The sequence below is a fragment of the Nocardiopsis xinjiangensis YIM 90004 genome (assembly GCF_000341145.1).
Taxonomy (GTDB): domain Bacteria; phylum Actinomycetota; class Actinomycetes; order Streptosporangiales; family Streptosporangiaceae; genus Nocardiopsis; species Nocardiopsis xinjiangensis.
Genome location: NZ_ANBE01000026.1, coordinates 67797 through 86416, shown reverse-complemented (window position 1 = coordinate 86416; position 18620 = coordinate 67797). Strand labels below are relative to the sequence as shown.

Annotated in this window: 14 protein-coding genes; 6 read left to right on the top strand and 8 right to left on the bottom strand. The window is 72.5% G+C overall.

What is annotated here, in order from left to right; translation table 11 throughout:
• Window positions 1-56: 56 nt before the first annotated feature.
• From D473_RS0113270 to D473_RS0113245, 6 genes are all read right to left on the bottom strand, one after another.
• Window positions 57-236, bottom strand: a complete 180-nt coding sequence (locus tag D473_RS0113270; RefSeq protein ID WP_017609553.1) for a hypothetical protein — start codon at window positions 234-236, stop codon at window positions 57-59.
• A complete protein-coding gene (locus D473_RS0113265) occupies window positions 233-1726 on the bottom strand; it encodes a TRAFAC clade GTPase domain-containing protein (protein ID WP_241474786.1) in 1494 nt (497 codons plus the stop codon). Before D473_RS0113265 ends, D473_RS0113270 begins: the two co-directional genes overlap by 4 nt.
• A complete protein-coding gene (locus D473_RS0113260) occupies window positions 1723-4398 on the bottom strand; it encodes a GTPase-associated protein 1-related protein (protein WP_241474785.1) in 2676 nt (891 codons plus the stop codon). The genes D473_RS0113265 and D473_RS0113260 overlap by 4 nt, the downstream gene beginning before the upstream one ends.
• Before the next feature lie 26 nt (window positions 4399-4424).
• Window positions 4425-5465 carry a TRAFAC clade GTPase domain-containing protein gene (locus D473_RS0113255; RefSeq protein WP_017609550.1) on the bottom strand — a complete coding sequence of 347 codons (1041 nt, stop codon included), beginning with the start codon at window positions 5463-5465 and terminating at the stop codon, window positions 4425-4427.
• A gap of 164 nt (window positions 5466-5629) precedes the next feature.
• The gene (locus D473_RS27195; protein ID WP_026126905.1) at window positions 5630-8296 is read right to left on the bottom strand and encodes a hypothetical protein; all 2667 of its coding nucleotides are present in this window, start codon (window positions 8294-8296) and stop codon (window positions 5630-5632) included.
• Between the two features lie 25 nt (window positions 8297-8321).
• Window positions 8322-9953 (bottom strand): Hsp70 family protein, encoded by a 1632-nt coding sequence (locus tag D473_RS0113245; protein WP_017609549.1) that lies wholly within the window; start codon window positions 9951-9953, stop codon window positions 8322-8324.
• 358 nt (window positions 9954-10311) lie between these two features.
• On the opposite strand from D473_RS0113245, the gene D473_RS0113240 reads away from it, so the two are divergent.
• The 3 genes from D473_RS0113240 to D473_RS0113230 are packed head-to-tail and all read left to right on the top strand — an operon-like array spanning window position 10312 to window position 14227.
• Entirely contained in the window at window positions 10312-11028 is a 717-nt protein-coding gene (locus D473_RS0113240) for a toll/interleukin-1 receptor domain-containing protein (protein WP_033353337.1), read from the top strand.
• Window positions 11029-11075: 47 nt separating this feature from the next.
• Window positions 11076-12983, top strand: coding sequence for a hypothetical protein (locus D473_RS0113235; RefSeq protein WP_152436839.1), 1908 nt, complete (start codon window positions 11076-11078; stop codon window positions 12981-12983).
• A complete protein-coding gene (locus D473_RS0113230) occupies window positions 12983-14227 on the top strand; it encodes a hypothetical protein (RefSeq protein ID WP_017609546.1) in 1245 nt (414 codons plus the stop codon). Before D473_RS0113235 ends, D473_RS0113230 begins: the two co-directional genes overlap by 1 nt.
• Window positions 14228-14480: 253 nt before the next feature.
• Here D473_RS0113230 and D473_RS0113225 read toward each other — a convergent pair whose 3' ends face one another.
• Together D473_RS0113225 and D473_RS0113220 are read right to left on the bottom strand one after the other, a co-directional pair.
• Window positions 14481-15704 (bottom strand): helix-turn-helix domain-containing protein, encoded by a 1224-nt coding sequence (locus D473_RS0113225; protein WP_017609545.1) that lies wholly within the window; start codon window positions 15702-15704, stop codon window positions 14481-14483.
• Window positions 15705-15894: 190 nt separating this feature from the next.
• Window positions 15895-16860 (bottom strand): AraC family transcriptional regulator, encoded by a 966-nt coding sequence (locus D473_RS0113220; RefSeq protein WP_026126904.1) that lies wholly within the window; start codon window positions 16858-16860, stop codon window positions 15895-15897.
• Between the two features lie 80 nt (window positions 16861-16940).
• Between D473_RS0113220 and D473_RS0113215 the strand changes: the two genes are divergently transcribed.
• From D473_RS0113215 to D473_RS0113205, 3 genes are all read left to right on the top strand, one after another.
• Window positions 16941-17738 carry an NAD(P)H-dependent oxidoreductase gene (locus D473_RS0113215; protein ID WP_017609543.1) on the top strand — a complete coding sequence of 266 codons (798 nt, stop codon included), beginning with the start codon at window positions 16941-16943 and terminating at the stop codon, window positions 17736-17738.
• Window positions 17739-17810: 72 nt separating this feature from the next.
• A complete protein-coding gene (locus tag D473_RS0113210; protein ID WP_026126903.1) occupies window positions 17811-18230 on the top strand; it encodes a fluoride efflux transporter FluC in 420 nt (139 codons plus the stop codon).
• A complete protein-coding gene (locus D473_RS0113205; RefSeq protein ID WP_017609541.1) occupies window positions 18227-18589 on the top strand; it encodes a fluoride efflux transporter FluC in 363 nt (120 codons plus the stop codon). Before D473_RS0113210 ends, D473_RS0113205 begins: the two co-directional genes overlap by 4 nt.
• Window positions 18590-18620 lie beyond the last annotated feature (31 nt).

The following is an 18620-nucleotide window of genomic DNA, read 5'->3' as shown; positions in this document are numbered from 1 at the left end:
CGGCCCTCTGTGTGGTTGAGCATTCGGGTTTCCTGTGATGGGGAGGCCTTGCGCCGTCAAAGGTGCTCTGGAAGAGCGCCCCTGTTGGTGGCCACGGCCCAGTCCCACAAGGCCGCCAACGCCTGCCACCCCTGGAACAGCAGCGCGGTGAGCAGGGCCGCCGTGAACACCACCGACCCCGCCAGCACCAGCGCACCCAGGCCGCGGCGCTGCGCACGGTGCTGCGGGGCGCTCACACGGCACCGTCCAGGAGCTCCGGCGCCTCCACCAGGGCACCGAACGCGGGCGGGCGGCCCTCCAACACCCACCGCAGCAGATGGCTCACGCTGGGATCGACCTCCCCGTTCGGCCGGCTGACCGCACAGGTGTGGAACACACGCACCCGGCCGAAATGGGCGCGCGCCGACCGCAGCAGGTTCCCCAACCCCAGCGTGTGCTCGGCCCAGTACACCAACGCGTCCTGGCCGGGCCCCTCGGGTGCGATCGAGGTGTCCCGCAACAGGTCCCCGCGAGTGACCACCACCCCCAGGCGCGCCCGGCGCACCGCGGCACCCACCCGGCGCTCGACCTCCTCCAACACCTGCGTGTAGGCGAGCTCGGGGTCGCGCGTGCGAGAACGCACCGGGGCCAGCTTCCCGCGCTCGGCCGGCCCCAGGGGGCGCCACACCGCATCGATGCCGAGCGGGTCCACGACCAGCAGGAACGTGGTGGCCTGGCCCAGATACCCCAGCTCGCCCACGGTCGAGGCGCGGGTGAACCGTTCCCCGGCCGCGTCGTAGAGCTGCAGGAGCAGGGTGCTGCCGCCGGCGCCCACCCGCACCGTCAGACCGCGGACCGGATGCCCCGGAAGGGTCGGAACGGTCCGTGTCGAGGGGCGCAGCACCGTGCGGGCCTCACCCAGCCACTGGCGCGCCCCCTCTCCCACGGTGTCGGCGTAGGCGTCCGGGACGGGTTCGGCGCCCTGCTCCAAGGCCCGGTACAGGCCGTTGACCAGGCGGGTCTTGCCGGCCCCTGCGCCGCCGAAGAGCGGCAGCACCAGCTCGGGGGCCTCCCCGGGACGGTGCTCCAGGGTGTGCGTGCAGTAGGGGCAGACCGTGTGCAGGTCGGCGGTGCCGAACAGGAGCAGGGTCGGCATACGCGCCGCACACAGGCACACACGCCGCCAGATCCCGCGCCGCCCGGGCCGGATCGCCGTGTGGCAGCGCCCGCACTCACACGCGTAGGCCGGGTACCCCAGACGCCGGAAACAGTGCGGGCACACCATCCGCACCCGCCGCACCACCAGCAACGCCGTGTCGGCCGCGCGGAGCGCCCCCACGCAGACCCACGCCGCGCACTGATGGACCGCCACCGCTCCCGCGTACAGGGCCAGATGCGGGGCGAGCAGAAGTGTCCAAGGGGCAGAGACCCGCCAGGTACCGCCGATCACCGCGCGCAGATCCGACCAGGCCGGGCCACCGTGGTAACTGCGGTGCGCGGGGTCCTCGCCGGGGCCGGGAGACGGTTCCTCCGGGTGGCCGCCGGCGAACAGCACCGCGTGCACGCTGCGCGCGTAGAGCCAGGTCAACACCAGAGCGCCGAGAGTCACGGCCACGATCCCCGCCACCAGGAGCACGGTCAGCAGCACCGCCACGACGATCGGCCAGTTGAGCACCGCCACCACGAGCACCGGCAGCCCCACCAGGCCCCCGAGCAGTGCGGGCAGAGCGCATCCCTCGCTCCTCACCGGCCCCACCCCTCCCACAAGCGGCCCAGGGGGCCCGGACCGCGCACGCCACGCAGCCACACGTCGAACTCGGCCGCCAGGGGAGCGGGGAGCCGACGGCGGACGGTGTTGGTGCGGCGGCGCCCCCATGTGGACAGAGCCGGAGCCAGCACGTCATCGGTGAGGAGCTCCGCGCGCACCGCCGCGGCCGCCCCTGTGGCCCGGACTCCCGGGACGCAGCTCGCAGTGCCCGGGGGCAGCGGTGCGGCCCCGAGCGCGTCCGGGACCGACCCGCCCGCATCCCCAGGTTCGGGGGCGGCAGACCAGGCGGCACCGGAGCCCGCCGGAGCCCGGTCCTCGGGCCTGCGGGGCCACGCGTGCGAACGCGCCGCCGCGAAGACCAGCGCCGCCAACACCGGATCCGGGTCGTCTTCGGCCAGTGCCTGCCCGACACGGTCGGTGTAGGCGTCCAGAACCGTGGCCGGACACCGCCCCAGCGCCCCGGCGAGCGTGCCCGGGTCCCGCCGGGCCAACAGCGTCTCCGCAGCACGACGGCGCACCGCCTCACGCACCGCGGGATGCGCACGTGCCGAACACTCGCGCAGCACACGCCAGGGCCCCTCCTGCGCGATCTCCTCGTCCGAGGCGCGCGCCAACGACCGCAGCGCCGGACGGGCCCCTTCCCACCCCTCCAGGGCCCGGGCCGCCTCCACAGGCAGCCTCGGGCGCAGCCAGTGCCCGGACAACGCCGCCGCCAACCGGTGCCAGGCACGCAACCGCTCCGGCCACGGCACGGACGTCAACGCGTCCCCGATCCAACCGGCCACCCCTGGAGCGAGCAGGTCGCAGCGCCACAGCCGCACCAGGGTCCGTTCGGCCGGGCCCGGAGCACCGGCCGGGCCCAGCACCCGCCCCAGGAGCTCCACGTCCAGATCGTGTTCGGGCAACCCCGGGGATGCGTGCGGGCGGGCCTCCCGGCGCGCATCCATGAGCTCCCGCACGAGCCCGGCCGGGTCGGGGTGGGGCGAGGACGCACGATGCAGCTCCCGCAGGACCACACCCGCCGGATCGCGGTCGCGGACGGTCCACGCGCCCACCGGTCCCGACGCGAGCCGCGCCAACCGCTCCCGGGGCAACTGCGCGAGCGCACCGACCATGCCCCGGCGTACCTCCGCGCGTGCCCGCACCAGTGCGGCCACCGACGGATCGGGGTCGGACCCGTCGGGCAGTTCACTGATCAGAGCGGCGACCACACGGGCCCCGTAGCGCTCCAGCGACCGTTCGGGGACCCCGCACCGGGCGTCCCACGCCCACCCCAGCAGGGCCAGGACCCGGTCGGGGCAGACGCGCGGGCCCTCACCCTCCAGGAGCGCCCCGACCTGCTCGCGTGCCGCCTCCCGGGCCCGCGCCGAGCGCAGAGGGACCGTCCCGAGGGCCTTCTCGCCCTCCACCACCGAACGCAGGGACCGCAACGCTCCCTCGCTCTCCAACCGGTCGGCCTGATCGGCCGAACCCGTGCGGTGCGCCAGGGCCCACAGGTCCTGCAGTGCCTCGGGCGGCAGGTCGGACCCGTACAGGTCCAGGAGCCGGGACAGAGCCTCGGCCAGGGCCGGCTGCGGCAGCCAGGTGGCGCCGGCCCACCACCTGCGGGCGGTCTGCCACTGTTCGGGCGGGACCCGGCCCGGGCCCTCCACCATCGAGGAGGCCACCAGGACCGGCCACCAGTCGGCCAGGGAACGTTCCTGCCCGGAGCCGTACCGCGCCAGGCGCCGCCACAGGTCCGGGGCCTGCTCCGGGCCGGCCGCCACGAGCGCGTGCGCCAGTTCCCGGTGCGGCCCCGCGATCTCCGGAAGGCGGGCGCCGTCCCCCGTGTCCCCGTGCCGAGGGGGCCGAAAGACCACGAACCGGTCCCGCAACCCGTCGGTGTCGGTGCCGGCGGGCACGCCCACCACGTGCGTGAACACCTCCCCGGGCCGTGCGCAGTAGGTCGTGAACCCCATCGCCCGGGCCCGGTCGGGCGACAGCAGATGCGAGACCAGCGCGATCCAGTGCGCGACCGCCGCGCTGTCGGCCGCCACCAGAACCGGACGCCCGCCTTCCACCGCCGCGTCCACCGCACCCAGCAGCCGCGCCACCTCCGAGGGCCGCACCCCGCACGAGCGCTGCCATTCGCCCGTCCGTGCCCGGTCCAACGGGGCCGAGGGCGAACGCAGCAACGGCAGATCCGGATCGGGGGAGGGCACCTGCGTCCAGAACCCCGCCTCCCACAGCTCCGCCGGCAACAACGCCGTTCCCGTGTCGCCAGTGGCCACCGGCCGCGGCACCGGGTCCTCTGCGTCCGCTGTCCCGGCATCCGCGCCCGGCCACACCAAGCTGTGCGCGAAGTAGTTGCCCGGCCGCCCCGACGGGTCCGCCCCGCTGGAGACCACCCGGCTCACCACCCGGGCCCCGCCCAGGTCCGGCGCGTAACTCAGGCTCACCGGGTGCGCCGAAACCTCCTCCACCGGCACCGAACCCGGCGGTTCGTAGGCAGTGAACCGCTCCACCTCCCGCAGCACCCGCGCGTCCACACCCGGGGTCGCGGCGTTGAACTGATACCCCGCGTGGCCGCCCAGACCGCGCTCGCACGAGGTGTAGTACAACTGCGCAAAACCCATCGGGCCTCGGCCGCCTTCCATGATCGGTACGTGCACGGACCCGGCCTCCCCGGGCCGCCGGTTCAACGCCGGACCGGCACCACCCCGAACTCACCGAGCAACCACAGGAACGGATCGGCCACCCGGTACGGGCGCACACCTCCGCGCACCCGCCGCTCCGGCCCCGGATCCGTCCCCAGCGCCGACACCCCGAAGTAGCGGGCCCGCCGGTAATGGGTACGCACGTGGTCGTCGAGCCCGCCGCCGCCCCACCGGTGCAGGAGCTGCTGGACCTGGGCGTGCACGTCCTGGCCGTCGGCCGTCCCGACGTGCGCCGCGTCCGGTTGCGGACGCCGCAGCGGGGAGCCCTCGTCCAAGTGCTCGCGCAGCACGTCGAGCTTGGTCACACACACCGCCAACGGCACGTCCACCCACCGACGGGTCGGCGCGCGCCCGAGCACCAGCGCCTCGGTGACCCGCTCCAACACGTGCACCGGGTCCTCCCCGGGCCCGGCCGGCGGCGGCAGGTTCGTGCCCGGCGCCAACAGGTCGCGCACCCCCGCCAACCGCAACGGGTCCACCAACAACACGATCCCGTCGGCACGGTCCAGGTAGCGCAGGTGCGCGGCCACACTCTCCTGGCTGGTCAGGTCCTCCCCGGCAGTGTCGAAGAAGGACAACAGCGTGTGCCGTGGGGAGCGCTCACCCCACGGGGCCCGCCGCCGGGTCGTGAACCGGAACACCAACGGCTCCCGCACGAGCCCCGTAGGCCGCGTGGCCTGCAACAACGTCGCACGCTCGTAGAGCGGGGCCTCGTGGTCGGCGACGAACCGCTGCCGGGTGCGGTCGTCCGAACCGCCCACCGACGCGCCCAGACGGGACCCGACCCGGTTCATCAACTCGTGCACCAGCACCGTCATGAACACCGTCTTGCCGACCTCACGCGCCCCCACCAGAGCGATGAGCCGCCCCCGGATCCGTGCGAACCGCACCGGCAACTGCACGTGGCACACCGGGCACACCTGCCGTCCCGTCGATCCCCGGCACCCCGCGCAGACCGCGTGCCCGCGCCGCCCGTCCGCATCGAAGACCGGCGGCAGCACCTCGCGCCGCCCCAGGTGCATCCGCAGTGCCGGGTCCTCCACCGGTTCGCAGCGCCGGCCGCCGGGACCGGGCAGCCCGGTGCACCGGAACCGGATCCGCCGCGCCGGGAAATCCGCGTAGCAGTACGGACACACCAGCGGCCGCACCGGCGGCGACAGCGTCGGAGCCCGCGGAACACGCCACCTCACAGCCGCAACTCCCGCACCGAGGGCTGACGCAACCGCACCCGATCCGTCCCTTCCGCCTCCGACACCAGAAAACACATCAGCCACCCCGGCCCCGACCCCTGCGGCGGACGCACCCGCACCTGCGCATGCTCACCCGCCCGCCGGTGTCCGGCCGGGAAGGTCGCCAACACCTGCCCCTGCGTCACCGAGTGCGGTTGCACCCGGCCCTGGGCGTGCACCACCGCGATCTCGGGCACCTCCCCGGAGGTCTCCGCCGTCAGACGTACCGTGCGCTCCCGACGCCACCACCCCACCGGCTCCACCCGGTAGGCCACCACCACCGCACCCGGCACCCTCGCCCGCACCGGAACGCTCATCGCCTCGCCCGCACCATCGGGCACCACCGTGCACACCGACACCTCTACCGAGCCCGGACCCATCGTCGCCTCGAACCCGCCCTCACGCTCGTACCGGCGCCGCGAACAGAACGAGCGCCCGCCCCCGCCCTCGTCCCCGTGCTCAGGCCCCGAGGGCCCCCACACCACCAGGGCACTGGCCGCGTGCTCGGGCCAGGACCACGACAACCGCACCGTCGAACCGAACCGCTGCGCCCGCAACTCCCGCACCTGCGGCACCTCCGTGACCCGGCGGTGCGCACCCGCCACCCGCTCCTCACCGGCCACCGTCACGGCCAGCACATGGCTCGTGCCCGGCGGGACCGGGACCCGCACCCCGATCCGGCCGCCCGCGACCGGCCCCGGAGCCTCCACCGCCTCGGTACCGAACGCAGCCAGATCGCGCTCGGTCAGCCGGGTCCCCCGAGCCCACACGGGCTCGCGCGGGCCCACCCACACCGACACACGGCCGAGCGGGGGAGAGGGCCACGACACCACCGTGCTCCCCTCCCGGCGCTCCACCGCCAGATCCGACACCGGCAACGGACCCGGCCCCGGCGCCGCCCGGCGCACCAGACCCTCCGAGGTACGCGTGAGCCCCGCCGAGGTCAGATACACCACCCGGATCCGGTAGAAGTACTCCCGCCCCGGCTCCACCGTGTGGTCCTGGAACCCCGACCCGTCCGTGGACACCGCCACACCGTCGCCCACAGCGCGCGGAGGAGCACCGCACGAACGCAGCACCTCCACCCGCACCGCCTCCTCCGGCACCCGCCAGGACGCCGTCACCGAGTACCGGCCCGACCGCAACCGCAGATCCGCCACGTCCGGGGTCAGCATCACCGGGTCCGACCCCACCGGCCCCGACGAGGCCCGGCCCCCACGCACCGCCGCCACCGAGTACAGGGCATCGGTGCCCACCGGCAGCTCCGGATCGACCAACTCGGTCCCGGCCAACTCACCCACCACGGTGCTCCGGGCCGCCGTACCACGCCCCGTCACACGCTCCACCCGGTACCGCACACCGCCCGCCAGACTCGGGCTGGGCTGCCAGGCCACCACGGCCCCGCGCCCCTGCACCCGCGCCGCCACCGACCGCGGCGCCGCCGGCGCGATCTCCGCCAACCGGTCGGCCAGGACCTTGTCGTCGGCGGCCACCTCCACCGCCGAAGCCAACGCCCGCGCCGCCTCCTCCGGACGATCACCCCGCAAGGCCCCCTCCGCGCACCGCACCAACTCCGCGACCTGCTCGGCCCGCTCGGCCACCGCCCGGCGCAACCCGTGCCCCTCCGGAAGGTCCACCACCGCCCGCTGGGCCTCCCGCAACAAATTGTCGGCCAACAACGCCCGCACCTCGGCCTCGACCCGCGCCCCCGCGTCCGGCCCCGGGCCCGCGCGCCGCACCGCCGCCGCCAACAGACGGGCTTCCTGCTCGTCCAGACCCGAGCGCACCCACGGGCGCACCAACCCCGACTCAGACAACGCCGCCGGACGCCCCCGCAGGTCATCGACGATCTCCCACAGCACGATCGCCTCACGCCGGTCCCGGTCGCCGTCCGCCCGCAGGATCGACAGCACGTTCTCCGCGGCCGCCTTGCCGTCGGTGAGCGCCTCCACCCCCAACCGGGCCCGTGCCCCCGCCAACGCCTCCTCGTCCAACCCCGAGCCGTCGGCCAGCCGGAACCCGGCCAACACCGTGAAACCCTGCTCCAGACGCCGAGAACCGAACACCACCTCCGGGGAGAAGACCGCCCCACGTGTACGCAGGTTCTCCCGCAGCGTCCGGAACGTGGCCACAGGAGCCCGCACCGGCAGACGCGGCAGCCCCTCCACCACCCGCACGCCCCGCTCGGCCAACACCCGCTCGGCCTGCGGCTCGTCGATGCCCACCGAACGGATCATCGAGCGCAGCTCCGCACGCTCCAACAACGACGTCGTCAGGCTGCCGGCGACTTCGGACCACTCCCGGCCCACCCGCACCCGCTCCTGCTCACGCACCGCCGCGAAATGCGCGTGCGTCAGGCACCCCGACCGAGCAAGGCGCTCGTGCGCAGCCACCAACTCCACCAGCACCTTCTTCAACGCCCGGCGGCGCACCCGCAACCCCCGCCAGTGCGTGCACACCCGCTCCACGTGCTCGGTGAAGGCCTCCGGGTCCGTGCGCAGCCGCCGGCCCAACACAGGGCCGATGTCGTAGCGCACGAACAGGTCCGCGGGCGGGCCCTCCACCCGCGCGGGCGTGAGCACCTCCTCCTCGTAGCGCTTGCGGTCCCGAGCGTCCCAGGACATCGGGCCCTTCCTCCCCTCACACCGGTCAACCGGAGGTACGGATCATCCCCACGGCGTCCCGGGCCCGCTCCACGTTCTGCGGGCTCATCCCGCCGATACGGATGTCGAAACGCACCTGGCTGCCGCGCTCCGGCTCCCAGGCGCGCACGTTGAGCAGACCCGTCTCGCTCAGGCGGAACTCCACCCGGAACGGAGTGTTGGCCGGGCTCGGCGGCAACCCGCTCAACACCGCATCCCCGATCTGGGCGTTGTGCTCCAACTCCTCGGAGACCACCGAACCCGCCTGCTCCCACACATCGATCCGCACCGCCTCCTGCTCGGCCCACACCGTTGCGAACCCCTCCTGCGCCACCGCGGGCAGCGGGGTGTTGGCGGACAACAAGTGACTGACGTACTGGCGGGCCGACATCGGATCGCTCTCGTAGACCGGGTCGGCGCTGTCGATGGTCTTCACCCCGAACGCCCGCGGGGACACGCTCGTGACCGTCTTGCCGGCCAGGCGTTCCACCTCCGAGGTGGTCAACCCCAGGCGGCGGCCCACCTGTTCGGCACGCTCGCGCACCGACCCCTGGTCCTCCTCCGCCCCGCCCATGACGTTCTTGACCTGACGCACCAGGGCGAACAGAGCCGCGCCCTTGGCCACCGCCAGGTCGGGTTCGTGCAGATGCGGCTCGAAACCGAACCGCGCCCGCAACGCCTCCGTGATCGCCGGCATCCGTGTCATCCCGCCCACCAGCAGCACGTCGTCGAAAGTGTCCACACCCCGCTCGCGCGCGGTGGCCACGGTGCGCTCGGTGATGGACAAGGTGCGCTCCAGCAGGTCGGAGGTGAGCGCCTCGAAGTCCTTCCGGGCCAGCTCCACCTGCACCGCCGCCCCGGCGAACCGCAGGTTGTGCCGCGCGCTCTCGCGCACGGTCAGCGACCGCTTGAGACGCTCGGCCGCCGCCGACACGTCCTGCAGGAACTGCTCGTCCCCGCCCGGGTCGGTCTCCGGATACTGCGCGGAGAACCGCTCCAACAGGTGATCGGTGAGCTTCTCGTCCCAGTCCGCGCCACCCAGCCGGTGGTCGCCGTCGGTGCACACCACCCGAACGTCGTTGTCCTCCACCCGGATCACCGTGGTGTCGAAGGTGCCCCCGCCCAGGTCGTAGACGAGCAGATGCCGCGGGCCCCGTCCGGAGTCCAGACTCTGATAGTGCAGCGCCGCCGCCACCGGTTCCGGAACCACGTCCAGGACCCGCAGCCCCGCGATCTCCCCGGCCCGGCGGGTGGCCTCGCGCTCGGTCACCCCGAAGTAGGCCGGGACGGTGACCACGACCTCCCCCACCTCGGCACGCTCGTGCTCACCGGCCGCGCGCGCCAGCTCCCGCAACAGCAGCGCCGAGACGGTCTCGGGGGTGTGCTCGTGCCCGTGGAACTCGAACCGCGCCTGCTCGCCCATCTGCCGCTTGACCAGCGACACCACCTGGTCGGGCAGGAGCAGCGCGGTGTTCTTGGCCTCCTCGCCGACCACGACGTTGGTGGGCGACTCGAAGAAGACCACCGACGGGGTGGTGTCCTCACCCGCCGCGTTCTTGGTGATGTGGGCGCGCCCGGCGTCGTCCACCGCCGCCACACACGAGTAGGTGGTGCCGAGGTCGATTCCGTACGTGCTCAATGGACCCTCCTGGTCACGGCGGCGCGGGCACACCCGTACCGGGCGGACGACGGGGCGGGACGAGGGATCCGGGGTCGGGGTTTCGGGGCCCACGGATCCTTTTGCCACCGTTTCCCGGGCAGATCATATAGCCGTGAGGGTCATTCTGTGCGCGCCTCGGGAAAAGGGCGTGTGAGGCCTTTACCCGGGTCGTCCCGGCAGTCCTGGGGTTTCCCGTTTCCCTCGGAACAGGCGTGAGGAAACGGGTCTTTCCGGCTTTTCTTTGGCGCTTGGGGCGTGGAACATCTTTTGCGGCGTCACATCGAATTCCGACGAACCCGTTTTCGCCTTTTTGTGAGTGAACGAGAAGGAGATCCCGATGCACACCTGTTTCGTCAACTACCGCACCGGTGACGGCGAGCACGTCGCCACACTCCTCAGCCGGGAACTGTCCGCACACTTCGGCGGGGACGAGGTCTTCCTCGCCTCCCGGTCGATCGGCGCGGGCGACGACTTCGAACAGGGCCTGGAGCGGGCCCTGGCCCGCTGCGAAGTGCTCTTCGCCGTGATCGGCCGCGACTGGCTCGACCTGCCCGGACCGGGCGGACGCGCACTGGAGGACCCGGCCGACTGGACCCGGTACGAGATCGCCTCGGTGCTCGAGACCGGCGTCGTCGTCCCGGTCCTGGTGGACGGCGCCCCCAGGATCCGGCCCGAACAGCTGCCCGAGGACGTCCGCGGGCTCGCGCGGTGCCAGTACCGCCGCTTCTACCACCGCAACGCAGAGGCCGACCTCGAACAGATCGTCGAGGCCGCGGTCGTGGCAGCACCGCACCTGGAGGAGGCCGGGCACCCCGAGCCCGAACGGGCCGGTGCCGAGACCTCGAACACGGCGGGCGACGTGCACGGTGTCGCCGTCCAGGCCCGTGAGTACACCAACCACGGTGTCAGCGGGGTGGGTGGGAACATCGGTCCCGTCGTGAGCGGCACACGAGGCCCGGTCAGCACCGGTTCCGGTGCCCAGTACAACAACTCCCAGGTCCACAACGGGCAGGGAAACCAGAACAACCACTTCACGGGCCGGAGCAACCTGTGAACGGACCCCGACCTCCCCGGGGCTCGGTCACCGACACCAGAGGCCCCGTGAACGCCGGCGACGGGGCACAGTACAACGACGCGGCGGTGCACACCGGCACGGGGGACCAGTACTTCTTCCATGGCGACACGGAGGACACACACCGGTTCCTGGAGCACCACCAGCTCAAGCGCGACGGGTCAGCGGTCCGCGCGGAATGGCTCCGCACCGTGCGGCAGCGGTTCGTCTGCCCGCCCGGGCACGACGAAAGGGCCCTCAGAGCCCGGTTGGGGGACGAGACCCACCTGGTACTGACGGGCGAACCGGGGTGGGGCCGTGAGGCATTGGCGCAGACGATCCTCGTGCCGGAGGGCGAGGAGAAGAGCGGCCTGCGCCAGATCAACGCGGAGGACGGGTTCTGGGACCGCGACACACCGTCCGCCGGAGAGCGCCTCCTGCTCGACCTCCGGGGCGAACTGACGGACCCCCTCTGGCCCGTGCGGTTGCGCTCCTTCGCCGGCCAGGTGGCCATCGGAGGAGCACGCCTGATCGTGCTCCTGGACCGTCGGACGGAAAAAGACCTGCCCGAGGACCTGCGCGGACAGGTGGTCCCCGCCGCACGTCCCGACCCGTGGCGTGTCCTCTCGTCCCACATGGAGGCCGTCGGGTTGGCGACACCCGCCGACGAGGGCGGCGAGCGTCTCCACGCGTGGCTGGACACCGCTGGGGTGGGCGAGATCGCCGATGTCGCCCGCCGTGCCGGCGACGCCCTGCCACCCGGCAGTGACGTCGGCGCCGTCACGGAGTGGATCGAGGCTGTCCTCGGTGCCGGACACGCCGACATCGACGACGCCCTCGACGCCTCGGACGGCCGCACACGTGCCGTTCTCATCTCGGTCGCCTTTCTGGAAGGGGCCCATTTGGAGGACATCGCCGCGGCCCGGGCACGGCTGTCGGAACACACGGGCGGCGCCCCGGAGGACCTGCCGATCGAACGCTCGTCCTTCACCGCCGAACTACGCGGCTCGGACGCCACGGTCACCGACCGCCGGGCCCGCTTCGCCGACCCGTGGCGTGCGCAGGTCCTCCGTGAAGTCCTCTGGGACGGACACCCGCACCTGCAGCACCACGTCGGTGCGTGGGTGGACCGCTGCGTCACCGGTGACCTCCTCCCCGCCCACCTGCGTGACCAGGTCGCGCGCAACTGGGCCGAACAGGTCCTGCGCGCACGTCGGCCGGGACCGCTCCTGGAACGCGCCCGGGGCTGGGCGATCCAGGGACACCCCCAGGCCCGCCTGCTGCTCGGCGCAGCCTTTGCGGACCGGTCCGAGGGACACCGGGTGAGGCGGCGCGTCTACGAATGGTCACGCGACCGGGACCTGCCCGTACGCCTCGCACACATGCTCATCCACCTTTGTGCCGAGGACATGGTCACGACCCACCCCGACCCGGCCCTGGTCCGGCTCCGACACCTCTCCGCGCACAGCCGTTCAGAGGTTGCCGACCACGCACGCCGACGTCTACGGGGCTTGGTCTCCACCGACCCCTCACTGTTCCGCGCGCAGTTGCACGCGCTCACGACAGTGTTCTGGGACCCCACACGCCGGGCGCGGGACGTACACGTCGAGCTCTTCGCCGACGTGACCCGTACCGACGTCCTCGACGCCGTGGGAGCGGACGGACGGCAGGTCGTCGACGGCCTGATCGCTCTCCTGGAACGCAGGCCCGAGAGCCTGAGCGCGCTCCTCGCACCGTGGCTGGCCCAACCGGAACACCGGTTGCGATGGCTGGTCGCGGCCGTACACGAGACCGGTCACATGGGCGAGCTCTACGCACTCGCCCTACGCATGCCCACAGGCTCCCTCGGCCCCGACGAGCTGCGCAGGCACGCGCGTGAGATCCGGACCCTGCTGTCCCTCATCGACCGCGCCCAGGGGCTGGACCTGGGTGCTCCCCCCGTGAAGGAGACCCCGTGATGTCATCCACCCGAATCGGTGCCGGCCTCGTGGCGGCAGCTGTCGTCGTGGCGGCCGTGCTCCACCCCGTGGCGGGCGGCTGGGTCTGGGTCCCGGGCCTGTTGCTGTTGACCGCCGCTGTGGTCGTGCTCCTCCTCGGACTCACCGATACGGAGACGCCCGACCCGCCCCGGGAGGAGCCCTTCGTGACCGGGCCCCCGGCCGAGACCGATGCTCCGCCTCCAACCGTGCCGAACACGACACGCCTGCGCGAGACACGCCTGGTCAGCGCCGACCCCGACTACACCTTCGTCCTCAAGGGCACTGTTCGGTGGCACTGGACCGGGGAACCCCGTCCCCTTCTGCGGGCCCCGGAAGCCCAGGCCAAACAGGCGATCGTCTCCGCGGCCCGCGAGACCCTCGCCGCGCACGGCCCGTACGAGGCCGACCTGACCCTCCACGCGCTCGCCGCCCGCCTCGGCCGGAGCGAGCTCGCCGGCGGAGGCACCATGGAAGTGTGGGCGGAGGAGCTCGACCTGGCCCTGTGCGACGAGGACCGTGAGCACCTGGACGCGCTCGCGCGGGTGCGCAAGGAACGCGGGAAGTGGGAAGCCGAACGCGACGTCGAGCAGGCCAAGCGCCGCTACTTCGCAGAGGACGCCCTCTCCTCCCCGGGGCACGCGGTCATCTGGGAGCTGGCCCGCAACGGCAGCGACATCGACCGTGCCGAGGGGCGCATCGACACGCTGGCACGCCTGGCCGAGGCCGGCAAGGGCGAGAGCCTCACCGACCTGCGGGACCGGCTGCACGTGTGGGAACCGGACCTGGCCTCCGCGCTCGGCGCCCTGGGCGACGACGCGCCTCCGGCCGCTGCTGCACCAGCGGGGGAACAACCGCCACAGGAACCCCTCGACATCTTGGCCGCCGCCGTCGAACTGATCGAGGACGACCACCAGCGGATCGCGTTCGCCAACCGGCTCGCCGTAGTCGTGGAGCAGAGCCCGCGCGCTCATCTGGCACCCGGGCTGCGGAAACGTTTCGGGATCCCCGCCTGGGCGGCCCCGGACACCGACGCGCACGAGGAAGGCGGACAGGAACCGGTCGAGGACACGGCCCCCGAGGAAGAACCGGACGGAGCGGGGCGGGGGCCGGGCCCGTCCGGAGGAGCCCCCTTCGCCGTGGACGGTGAGGGTGAGGCCGCTCCGCCGCAGGACACGCACCCGGCCTCCGCGAACGGGTACCGCCACCCGGGGGACGGCGCCTGAAACACCCGGCGCCCACCCCTCCGGCGCGAAGGCCCGGGAACGGGCCGGATCCAGGTGTCCGGTGGGCGTGGGAGGAGCGTTGGGCGGGCGAGGCGGGCCACGGAGGACCTCCTGACCTACTTCAGGTGTTGATCGGCGATCCACACCTGTGTCGGAGGTCCTCTCTTACTGCCGACTCTTGCTGTCGAACCCGCTCAGGGACGTACTCGACCTCTGTGGCCGGTACCTGGGGCGCCGGTGGGGCACGGCGCGCTCAGTGGCGCCGTAGGGCGCCCACGAGCGCCGGGGACAGCTCCTTGACGGCCGGATGCCCGTGGTACCGGGCCAGAGCCTGGGCCAGTCGGCGCAGATCCACCACGACCGTCGCCGACTCCGACGGTGCGGAATCGGCCAGTACCCCCTCGGTCAAGGCACAGGCGTGGTCGATCTCCCCGGAGAGCGCGTGTGCCAGGGCCCTGCGAACACCGAACCGGGCCCGCGCACGAACCGCCGTACGGGGAAGCGCCGCGACCTCCTGATCGAGTACCCGGGCCCCGGCGTCCGGTCTCCCGAGGTCGACCAGGCACCATCCGCGCGTGAGTCCGACCGGGTCGGGGACGTGCACGGAACCCAGGGTCTCCGGGCCACCGGGCGGATCGCAGAGGCGCTCCTGAGCACGGTCCAGCGCACGCTCGCACTCCGCCCGCGCGCCCAGCAGGGCGTGTCCCTGGGCCTCCCGTTTCGCGGCCAGCCCCCGGACCCGGCAGGAGATCCCGGAGAAATCCTGCGCGCGTCCGGCCAGGTCGACCGTGCCCGCGCCGTCGTGTGCGTACAGGAGCATCAGGGCCTGCCGGACCAGGGCGTAGGCCGCCATGTCCCGGTCGCCGCCGGCCGAGGCGAGGGCCACGGCCTCGTCGGTCCAGGCCCTGGCCCCGTGGTCCGAACCGGACTCCTGCGCCATCCATCCCGTGTACTCGGAGAAGCGGGCCGCCAGCCGCAGGACCGTGTCCCGACGCGCGGACGGGGCCGAGGCCGCCAGTTCCTGCAAGGCCCCGGCGTGGGCGCGGACCACGGGAAGGACCAGGTCGGGAGCGGTGTGCTGTCCCAGTTCCCGCACGCCGGCCAACTGGTCCCGGAATGTGGACAGGGCCTCCTCGGAGAACACACGCGCAGGTGGGTCCGCCCCTCCCGTGGACACTGTGTCCCCTGGGAGCGTCGCCGCTCCGAGAGTGGCGGCGCCGAGGGTCAGCGCGGTACGCCGGTCCACGCCGGTGCTCTCGCGGGTGGGTCCCCGCTCCGGTGCGAGCCCGTTCAGCTCACCGCCGGCGTCCAGCGCCGCGTCGCAGGAGATCGCTGCATCGGGGGAGGGAGGCTTGGTGCCGGTCTCCAGCTTGCTCAGGTAACCCTTGCTGTAGTGGGTCGCCGCGCCCAGGCCGGCGAGGGACAGGCCCGCGGCGATACGACGTCGACGGAGTTCGGGTCCGAAACGCTCGTCCATGGGCGTCGCTGTTCCCGCCCGGTTCCGGCGAAAACGGGCCGGAAGGTCCTCTGCCGCAGGGGTGCCGGCAGGGCGGCCGGTCACCGGGAGGCCCGGACCACGCCGCCGCAAGTCCCGGGCCGGGCGCAGGAGGGGTCATGCCTTCCGCGATCTCGGCCCCGCTGTGGACCCGGAAGGGTTTGTCGGGGCATCACCTGTTCTGGGCCGGGCTCTCCGCCCTGTTGGCCGACGCGCGACGGTGCCGACTGGGACGGACGCCGTATTCGCGGTGGAAGGCTGTACTCAGGGCGTAGGTGCTGGAATAGCCGACCTCGCGTGCGACGGACTCGACCGTGGCGTCATTGCGTTCGAGGAGATCGGCGGCCACGCACATCCGCCAGCTGGTCAGATAGGTCATCGGGGGTTCTCCCAGCAGGTCGGTGAATCGCCGTGCCAGCGTGGCGCGCGAGACATGAGCCTGACGGGCCAGCAGCTCGATGGTCCATGGCTGGTGAGGAGCATCGTGGATGGCTGCGAGCGCGGTTCCCACGATCGGATCCGAACTCGCCCGATACCAGCCGGGGGCCTTCGCCTCGGGGAGCGCGAACCAGTCCCGCAACGCCCCGACCAGCACCAGATCCAACAGCCGATCCAGAATGGCCTGCTGGCCGGGCTCCTCGCGAAGGATCTCGGCCTCCAGCAGCTGCAGCGCTGCGGTGCGCTGGGCAGCTCGTGGCACCACGAGCACTCGCGGCAGGGCACTCAACAGTCGGTCGGCCACGCGTCCCGTGACGGTGAAGGATCCGGTCAGCATGGCGTCATCGGCATCCAGCTGCATGCCGCAGGTGCGTGTGCCCAGCGCGATGCTGTCAGCGGCGTTGCCCGCATCGTCGATGCAGACCCCGTCCTCGGCCTGGACGTACATGGGCGCAGGGCCTGCTTCGGGGTCGCTGGTCACATCGAAGGGGGCCGACCCCACGACGACGGCTATGTCTTGGGGCTCCAGCCGGTGGGATTCACTGCCGTCCACGATCCAGGCCTGGCCACGGAGCATCGTGACCAGGGACAGGGAGGCGCGTTCCGCGAACGTGGCGGACCAGGGCGGGTTCGCCAGAGTCCGGCCCAGCAGTGCTCCGGAGGATCGGATGTGGTTGAGCACATCAGTCAAGGTGTCCACGGCGCCAGTTTAGACGATGGATGATCCATGTGAGACTTTTGGCGATTCTCCGTCTCACGGGAATCGGGTGGGATGGACGCATGAACACATTCCACGAACCGACCCCAGGCCGCGTCCACTGGGTCTACACCCATCCCCGACGCGATTCGCTGAACCAGCACCTGCTCCGCGCCGGGAGCACCGCACTGTCAGAACAGTATGAGGTGACGGTCTCCGACCTCTACGCCGAGGGGTTCGTCCCGGCGCTCAGCGAGCGCGACCTGGGCAGCCTGTCCGAAGTCCCCGGAAACCTCGCTGAGCTGACGGGCGAGGCCTATGCACGGGGAGAGGTGGAGCCCGAAGTCAGGCGGGAACAGGAGAGGCTGGCCGCCGCCGAGCTGCTGGTACTCCAGTTCCCGCTCTGGTGGTACGGACCTCCGGCGATGTTGAAGGGGTGGCTCGATCGAGTGCTGCAGACCGGTTTCGCGCAGGGTGAGTTCGATGAAGACACAGGTCTGCCGCGTCGGTACGGCGACGGACGTCTGATGGGCCGGAAGGCGCTCATCATCGTCACCGCCGGCGATGATGAGCGCACTTTGGGGCCGCGCGGCGTCAGCGGCGACCTGGGATCGCTGCTGTTCCCCTTGACTCACGGCGCCCTCTGGTACGTGGGGATCGAAGCGCTGGACCTTCACGTGGTCCACGACGCGGACGGCATCGACGGTTCAGGGCGCCGGCAGGAGGCCGAGCGCCTCGCCGAGCGGATCACCGGCCTGTCCGACGAGCGCAGCCACCCATATCGTCGGCTGCTGGACGGAGACTACGATCGGAAGACCCGAGCCTTGCGCAAGGACGTTCACCCCGGGCGCACAGACCTGGCCATCCACTACAGGGACTGAACGACGGGGAAGAACGGTGCCCGCCTCCCGTGAGGGGCCGTTCGGGTGACGGAGCGGGTGCAGGATGGGACCATGTCTTCCGCGACCTCGCCCCCGTTGTGGGCACTGACCGGGGCCGTCGCCGTCGGGGGAGCCCTCGGCGCCGTGCTCCGGTACGGGTTGGACCTGGCCTGGCCGCCCTCGGCCGCGGGCGTGTCCTGGACGGTCCTGGCGATCAACGTCACCGGCAGCCTGCTCATCGGCGTACTGGTGGAGGTCCTCGCGCACCGGAGACCGCGGAACCCGTGGGTGCGGCCGTTCCTGGGCGCGGGGTTCCTCGGCGGATACACGACCTTCTCCGCCTACGCCATGGACGTGGTCACCGCTCTGGAACGCGGCGCCCCCGAAGCTGCGTTGACCTACCTCTCGCTGACCCTGGCCGGTGCGCTCGTGGCAGCGTGTGCGGCCTCGGCCCTGACCCAACGGATCCTGGGAGAGGGAGGGACCCCGTGAGCGCATGGGCCGTTGCCGTGGGCGCTGCGCTCGGCGCCCCCGTCCGTTTCCTCGCCGACCTGGTGCTGCGCGGCGTGCTGGGTGCCGCCTTCCCGTGGGGCACGCTCGTCGTCAATGCCGCGGGGTCGCTGCTCCTCGGGGCGCTCCTGGGGCTGCCGTTGTCCCCGCAGGCCATGGCGGTGTGGGGCACCGGGTTCTGTGGTGCGTTGACCACGTACTCGACCTTCGCCCTGGAGACCGTGCAGATGGCCCGGGGCGGGGCCGGGCGCAGGGCGGCGGTGTACGTGCTGGTCAGTCTCGTTCTGGGGACCGGTTCGGCCTGGGCCGGCTTGGCCCTCACCACCGCCGTCGTGAGCTGACCGGCGCCCCGCCCCTTCGACTCGAGGGGGC